The sequence below is a fragment of the Caldimonas sp. genome, from assembly GCF_046289365.1.
In the GTDB taxonomy this organism is placed as follows: Bacteria; Pseudomonadota; Gammaproteobacteria; order Burkholderiales; family Burkholderiaceae_C; genus Caldimonas.
The window spans coordinates 1-7,020 of sequence record NZ_JBKBVU010000160.1 but is presented as its reverse complement, the minus strand read 5'-3'; the positions used below and the strand labels follow the sequence as shown (position 1 = coordinate 7,020).

8 protein-coding genes and 1 pseudogene are annotated in these 7,020 nt (G+C 66.6%); 8 read left to right on the top strand and 1 reads right to left on the bottom strand.

Annotated elements, in window-relative coordinates; genetic code table 11:
* Window positions 1–71 precede the first annotated feature (71 nt).
* A complete protein-coding gene (locus ACK42S_RS13780) occupies window positions 72–335 on the top strand; it encodes a helix-turn-helix transcriptional regulator (protein WP_409708586.1) in 264 nt (87 codons plus the stop codon).
* Window positions 336–346: 11 nt separating this feature from the next.
* Window positions 347–1,150 carry a hypothetical protein gene (locus tag ACK42S_RS13775; protein ID WP_409708583.1) on the top strand — a complete coding sequence of 268 codons (804 nt, stop codon included), beginning with the start codon at window positions 347–349 and terminating at the stop codon, window positions 1,148–1,150.
* Here the strand turns inward: ACK42S_RS13775 and ACK42S_RS13770 are convergent.
* Window positions 1,035–2,164 (bottom strand): IS3 family transposase gene (locus ACK42S_RS13770; protein WP_409708580.1). Its coding sequence is split into 2 segments (ribosomal slippage): window positions 1,035–1,903 and window positions 1,903–2,164, totalling 1,131 coding nucleotides; the frame shifts between segments, so codons are not numbered across the junction. The genes ACK42S_RS13775 and ACK42S_RS13770 overlap by 116 nt on opposite strands.
* 413 nt (window positions 2,165–2,577) lie before the next feature.
* Here ACK42S_RS13770 and ACK42S_RS13765 point away from each other — a divergent pair.
* From ACK42S_RS13765 to ACK42S_RS13740, 6 genes and pseudogenes are all read left to right on the top strand, one after another.
* Entirely contained in the window at window positions 2,578–3,261 is a 684-nt protein-coding gene (locus ACK42S_RS13765) for a CsgG/HfaB family protein (protein WP_409708577.1), read from the top strand.
* Complete coding sequence (locus ACK42S_RS13760) at window positions 3,258–3,668, top strand: DUF4810 domain-containing protein (RefSeq protein ID WP_409708574.1); 411 nt, start codon at window positions 3,258–3,260, stop codon at window positions 3,666–3,668. The genes ACK42S_RS13765 and ACK42S_RS13760 overlap by 4 nt, the downstream gene beginning before the upstream one ends.
* Window positions 3,665–4,333, top strand: a complete 669-nt coding sequence (locus tag ACK42S_RS13755) for a DUF799 domain-containing protein (RefSeq protein WP_409708571.1) — start codon at window positions 3,665–3,667, stop codon at window positions 4,331–4,333. Before ACK42S_RS13760 ends, ACK42S_RS13755 begins: the two co-directional genes overlap by 4 nt.
* A 94-nt stretch (window positions 4,334–4,427) precedes the next feature.
* Window positions 4,428–4,754 (top strand): preprotein translocase subunit YajC, encoded by a 327-nt coding sequence (gene yajC / locus ACK42S_RS13750; RefSeq protein WP_409708568.1) that lies wholly within the window; start codon window positions 4,428–4,430, stop codon window positions 4,752–4,754.
* Between the two features lie 137 nt (window positions 4,755–4,891).
* The gene (secD, locus tag ACK42S_RS13745; RefSeq protein WP_409708565.1) at window positions 4,892–6,766 is read left to right on the top strand and encodes a protein translocase subunit SecD; all 1,875 of its coding nucleotides are present in this window, start codon (window positions 4,892–4,894) and stop codon (window positions 6,764–6,766) included.
* A 30-nt stretch (window positions 6,767–6,796) separates the two neighbouring features.
* A pseudogene (locus tag ACK42S_RS13740) lies at window positions 6,797–7,020 on the top strand (protein translocase subunit SecF); the annotation flags it as partial.

Here is a 7,020-nt window from a genome sequence, read left to right as displayed (position 1 = left end):
GGTCCCTCCAAGGTTCGCCACCCGAAGCCTGCAATGACACCTGTTCCTCAACAGCGTCATAGGAGGCTTCCATGCCGACAACGGCAAGCACCATCACCCGGTCGCCGCACCAGGCGATCGACAGTCTGTCCCCCGGCGACCGTCGGGTCCTCAACGAGAACGAGCTCGCGCAGCGCTGGGGCCTGAGCCCCAAGACCCTGCAGCGCTGGCGCAGCGAAGGGCGCGGCCCGCGCTACCTGAAGCTGTCCAAGCGCGTCAGCTACCCGCTGGAGTCGGTCATCGAGTTCGAGCGTGGCGCCCTGCACGACTCGACCTCCGAGCGCGCGGTGCGCTGAAGGGGAAGGCGATGAGCGATCTCACCCTCTACCCCGCCGACATCGCCGCGATGTCGGTCAGCCAGTTGGCTGAGCTTCCACCCGCCCAGAAAGCGGAGATCAACCGCAATCTTGACGAAGCGCTCGCCTGGCTCAAGCGGGCCCGCGCCAAATTCGACGCCGCACTCGATGCCGCCTACGGCGAGCAGGCGCGCGCGGCACGCCTCGAAGCCGGCAAGGACTTCGGCGTCGTGCATCTGAACGACGGACCGCTGCGCGTGACGGTCGATCTGCCGAAGCGCGTGTCCTGGGACCAGACGCAACTGGCCGCCATCGCCCAGCGCATTGCTGCGGCCGGCGAGCGCGTCGAGGACTACCTGGACGTCGAGTTCTCCGTCCGCCACCATTCAACGCCCAACCGCCCCCGGTTGGGCGTTTTCGTTTGCGAAGTCCGCGACACCTCGCGGGGTTTAGGCCGGTTCTGCGTGTACTGCCTTTCGTCGCCAGGTCGCAAAGAGTCCACCCGGTTCGACTCTCTTTCGCCTTCTTTTCTCTCGAAATCCGCGCCAACTACTTCGCGGAAGCACACGCAGGCGGCCTTTCGTGGCCGTGATTTGCGCGTGTGTCTCCAAGGTAGGTTGCACGCCACACTTGCTCAGGCCGACCTGCCCTTGTCTTCCGTACCACCGGTTTGGAACATTCCCGCGGGGTTGATGAACTTTACTCTTGGGTCTTCTGGGTCACGCGGGCTGCGTCGTCAGCCTGCTGACGATGCAGCGAGGCGAACCGCGCTGGAGGGATGCGGCCGCAATGGGTATGCGGGCGCACTTCGTTGAAGTCGACCCGCCATCGCGCGATCTCATGCCGCGCCTGCGCCAGGGTCTCGAACCAGTGCTCGTTGAGGCACTCGTCGCGGAACTTGCCATTGAAGCTCTCGATGTAGGCGTTCTGCGTCGGCTTGCCCGGCTGGTTCAGGATGTGCCTGACGCCTCTGGCCGTCGCCCAAGCGAGGAACGCGTGGCTGGTGAACTCCGGCCCTTGGTCCGTTCGCACCGCTCGCGGGTAGCCTCGGAACCGGGCCGCCTGATCCAGCACCCGTGTCACGTACTCGCCACCGATGCCGTGGTCCACCGCGATGTCGACGCACTCGTGGCTGAAGTCGTCGGTGATGGTCAGGCACTTGATGCGCCGACCACTGGCCAAGCTGTCGCTGACGAAGTCTATGCTCCACACCTCGGTGATCGCCACGCAGCGGTGCAGTGGCACACGCTCGAGCTTCAAGCGCTTCGTGCCCCTGCGCTTGCGCACGGCCAGGTCGGTCAGCCGATACAGCCGGTAGACCCGCTTGTCGTTGACCGCCGTCCCGTCGGCCCGCAACAGGTCGCCGATGCGGCGGTAGCCGAAGCGCCTGCGCTCGTGCGCCAGTTGCTTGATGCGCTCGCTCATGTCGTGGTCGGCCTGCGCACGCTGGGGCGGATGCCGCCAGCCGTCGCGCGACAGCCCCACCAACGCACACGCCCGTCGCTCACTGATCGAGGTGTCTTGCAGCGTCTTGCCCACCGCCTGTCTCTTGGCCGGTGGGCTCAGCGCTTTACCCCGAAGGCCACCTTCAGCGCTTCGTTGTCCAGCGCCGCCTCGGCCAGCAGCTTCTTCAGCCTGGCGTTCTCGGCTTCGAGCTCGCGCAGCCGCTTCGCGTCGCTGGCCTCCATGTCGCCGAACTTCGCTCGCCACTTGTAGAACGTGGCCGTGCTGAAGCCTTCCTTGCGGCACAGGTCCGCCACGTTCACGCCGGCATCAGCCTGGCGAATGAACCCGATGATCTGCTCTTCCGTGAACCTGCTTTTGTGCATCGCGCTTCCTTTGCGTTGTGCGGATTTCGCTTCTTTGCCTTGGTGCGCATTCCGCGGAGCAGGTCAGCGGTGCGTTGGACCCAGGCATCAAACGGCCGCTCCACGTCGTGGGCTCTCGCCAGGTCGATCAAGGCCACCCTGGACTGATGTTTCTGGAGTGGCTCGAGGACCCGTTGGCAAGGCGCCACTCGCAGGTCAGTCCGAGCCCCCCTCCTTTGGGGGAGGGCCTCGTCATTCTTTGCGCCAGAACCCTTGCCGAACTGCCGATTTCTGCACACTTCGGCTGTGCGAGTCTGCGGTGGGACGATGCCGGTGCCGGCCGGTCGGCGCGAATCCTCCCTTAGACTGAGGACCGGGTCGGCTTTGACCGGTCCGACAAGAAGCACTTCCAACACTCGATTGAGGGCTCTTCCGTGTTCACACGTTCGATCGTGACCCTGTCCGTGGTCACATGCTTTGCGCTCTCCGTTGCCGGCTGTGCGACGGAAAGCTCCCGTTCCCTGCAGGTGCAGCAGGTGCAGTCTGCCGCGTCGCCCTACGCGGGGGTACGCATCCCGATTGCCGTCGGGCGGTTTGACAACCGATCGGGCTACATGCGCGGCGTGTTCTCCGACGGCGTGGATCGCCTGGGGGCCCAGGCCAAGACAGCGCTCATCGCCCATCTGCATCAGTCTCAGCGTTTTGCCGTCCAGGATCGCGACAACTTGGCGGAAACGGGGCAGGAGGCGCGGATTCAGGGCGCCGCCCAGGCCCTCAAGGGAGCGGCCTTCGTCGTGACGGGGGATATCACCGAGTTCGGCCGCAAGGAGGTGGGCGACCGGCAGTTCTTCGGCATCCTTGGGCGCGGCAAATCGCAGGTGGCCTACGCGAAGGTCACGCTCAACATCGTCAACAGTCTGACCTCCGAAGTGGTGTATTCCGCCCGTGGGGCCGGCGAATATGAGCTGTCCAACCGCGAGGTCCTTGGTTTCGGTGGGACGGCGAGCTATGACGCCACCCTCAACGGCAAGGTGCTCGACCTGGCGCTGAGGGAGGCGGTCGACCATCTGGTGACAGCCAAGGATGCCGGTCTGTGGGGGCAGGAGGTGCGTCGATGAGCTGCCTGTCCCGCGCCTCGGTGGCGCTTGCCGGGGTCGCTGGCCTGCTGGTGTTGGCCGGATGTGCTCAACCTCCCAAGCCCCTGTACCTATGGGAGACGTACCCGCGCGTGCAATACGAGGCGCTGCTCGGTGAGGGGGCCAGTCCCCTCGAACAGATCCGGGCCATGGAAGCCCATGCCGAGAAGGCGAGGGCGGCCGGGGCGGCTCTGCCGCCGGGTTTCCGGGCCCATCTGGGCAAGTTGCACCTGGAGGTGGGCAATCCGGCTGCGGCGTATGAAATGTGGCAGGCCGAGAAGACGGCCTTTCCGGAGTCTGCGCCCTACATGGATCAATTGCTCAAGCGCCTGCAACCCGCCGCGGTCCCGCCGGCGGCCACGGCCGAACCCAAGAAGAACCCTGCATGAACCGCCTGATTCTGTCTTTGCCCGTGCTGGCGGGCCTGGCCCTGGCCGGGTGTGCCACACCGCCCGCGCCCTACGATTACACGGCCTTCCAGCGGGCCAAGCCGGCGTCGCTGCTGGTGATGCCGCCCTTGAACGAGTCCCCGGAGGTCAAGGCCACGCCCAGCGTGTGGTCCCACTCCACGCGCCCGCTGGCCGAAGGCGGCTACTACGTTCTGCCCGTGACGCTGGTGGACGAGACCTTGCGCAGCAACGGGGTCCATTCGGCCGCCGAGGCCCAAGGCATTCCTTACACCAAGCTGAGGGAGGTCTTCGGCGCCGATGCGGCCGTGTACCTCAAGATCAACCGCTACGGCACCTCGTACAAGCTGATCGACAGCGAGAACCGGGTGGACGTCGAGGCACGCATCATCGACCTGCGCGATGGGCAGCTGCTGTGGTCGGGCAGTGCGTTTGCGAGTTCGGCCGAACAGAACCAGCAGTCGCAAGGCGGGCTGGTCGGGATGCTGGTGACGGCCCTGGTCAAGCAGATCATCGGGACGGCCACTGACGCAGCCTACAACTATGCGGGAACGGCGCAGGCGCGCCTGCTGGGGGTGCCCCGCGTCAACGGCGTGCTGCCCGGACCGCGTTCGCCACTGCACGGACAACCCATGCCGGCGCGGTGACGCGGACGCCGTCCGCCCGACTGCGCAGCACGGGCGTTTCCGGCGCTCAGGCATACAATCCACCGCTTGTATCGACCTTTCCCGGAGACGTCCCGTGTTCATTGCTGACGCATTCGCCCAGGCGGCCCCTGCCGCGCAAGGCGGCACCGAATCGACCCTGCTCAGCCTGCTGCCGCTGGTGCTGATGTTCGTGGTGCTCTACTTCATCATGATCCGTCCCCAGATGAAGCGCCAGAAGGAGCACAAGGCCATGGTCGAGGCCCTGGCCAAGGGGGACGAGGTGGTCACCGCCGGAGGGCTGTTGGGCAAGATCGCCAAGCTCGGCGACACCTACCTGCATGTCGAGGTGGCCAATGGCGTGGAGATCCAGATCCAGCGCTCGGCCGTGGTGCAGGTGCTGCCCAAGGGAACGATCAAGTAATTTCCGCCTCAGACCCGGCTCGGGCCGGGACCGGGAAGGGCGCCGACGGGGCGCCCTTCGTTCCGTCAGGCCCGGGCTGCGGCCCCCACGGCCAGGCCCCGGGTCGGGGCCGACATCATGGGCATGAAAGAGCTGTCATGAACCGCTATCCCCTGTGGAAGTACGCGATCCTCGTGGTCGCCGTGATCGTGGGCTTCGTCTACACCCTGCCCAATTTCTTCGGCGAGGCGCCGGCGGTGCAGGTGTCCAGCGGCAAGGCCACGGTGCGTGTGGACGAGGGCGTGGCCGAACGGGTCCGACAGGCGCTGGCCCAGGCGGGCGTGCCGGTGGACTTTGTGCAGCTCGACGGCCATTCGGTGCGGGCCCGCTTTGCCGACACCGACACCCAGATCCGGGCGCGCGACGTGATCGACCGCGCCCTCAATCCCGACCCCGCGGATCCGTCCTACGTGGTGGCGCTGAACCTGGTGTCGCGCTCGCCCCAGTGGCTGACCTCGATCCATGCGCTGCCGATGTATCTCGGCCTGGACCTGCGCGGCGGGGTGCACTTCCTGATGCAGGTGGACATGGAAGCCGCGCTGACGCGCCGCGCCGAGGCCTATGCCGGTGACGCCCGCACGCTGCTGCGCGATCGCAACATCCGCCACGCCGGCATCAACCGGCAGGGCCAGCAGATCGAACTGCGCTTTCGCGATGCGGCCGCCGTGCAGCAGGCCCGTCAAGTGCTGAGTGAGCAACTGGCCGACATGGACTGGACGGAATCGGCCGACGGGGCCGAGTTCAGGCTCACCGGCACGCTCAAGCCCGAGGCGGCACGCCGCATCCAGGACCAGGCCCTCAAGCAGAACATCACGACGCTGCACAACCGCGTCAACGAGCTGGGCACGAGCGAGCCGGTGATTCAGCAGCAGGGCTTGGACCGGGTCGTGGTGCAACTGCCCGGCGTGCAAGACACCGCGCGGGCCAAGGACATCATCGGCCGCACCGCCACACTGGAGGTGCGGCTGGTCGATGACAGCGCCGAAGCCATGGCCGCCCTGGCCGGCAATGGCCCGGTGCCCTTCGGCACCGAGCGTTACGTCGAACGCGGCGGTGCGCCCCTCATCGTCAAGCGTCAGGTCATTCTCACCGGCGAGAACCTCACCGACGCCCAGGCCGGTTTCGACGAGCAGCAACAGCCGGCGGTGCACCTCACGCTCGATGCCAAGGGGGCGCGCATCTTCCGCGACGTGACGCGCGAGAACGTTGGCCGCCGCATGGCCATCTTGCTGTTCGAGAAGGGCAAGGGCGAGGTCGTCACCGCGCCGGTCATCCGCACCGAGATCGGCGGCGGGCGTGTGCAGATTTCCGGGCGCATGACCACGCAGGAGGCCAATGACGTGGCACTGCTGCTTCGCGCCGGTTCGCTGGCCGCGCCCATGGAGATCATCGAGGAGCGCACCATCGGCCCGGCTCTGGGCGCCGAGAACATTGCCAAGGGGTTCAACAGTGTGCTTTGGGGCTTCGTGGCCATCATGGTGTTCATGGTGGCGTACTACATGCTCTTTGGCGTGTTTTCGAGCCTGGCGCTGGCCGTCAACCTGCTGTTGCTTATTGCCGTGCTGTCGATGCTGCAGGCCACGCTGACCCTGCCGGGCATCGCGGCGATCGCCCTGACACTGGGCATGGCGATCGACGCCAATGTGCTCATCAACGAGCGCGTGCGCGAGGAGTTGCGCAACGGCGCCTCGCCGCAGGCGGCCATTCACGCCGGCTATGAGCGCGCCTGGGCCACCATCCTCGACTCCAACGTCACCACGCTGATCGCCGGCGTGGCCCTGCTGGCCTTCGGCTCGGGCCCGGTGCGCGGCTTTGCCGTGGTGCATTGCCTGGGCATCCTGACCTCGATGTTCTCTGCCGTGTTGTTCTCGCGCGGCCTGGTGAACCTGTGGTACGGGCGGCGCAAGAAGCTCAAGTCCGTCTCCATCGGTCAGGTGTGGGTCCCCGGCGGCGAGACCGCTCCCAAGGCCTGAGGGCTGCGAACGCACAGGAAGCACACGCACATGGAATTCTTCCGGATCAAGCGCGACATCCCGTTCATGCGGCACGCGCTGCTGCTCAATGCCATCTCGGCGGCGCTGTTCGGTGCCGCCGTCTTCTTCCTCATCACCCGCGGGTTGCACAGGGCGATCGAGTGCACCGGCGGCACCGTCCGCAGCAGCGTCGTCGCGCCGAGCGCGACCGTCTCGACGCGCTGGCCCTCCCGTCGCAGCAGCAGCTCAGGACT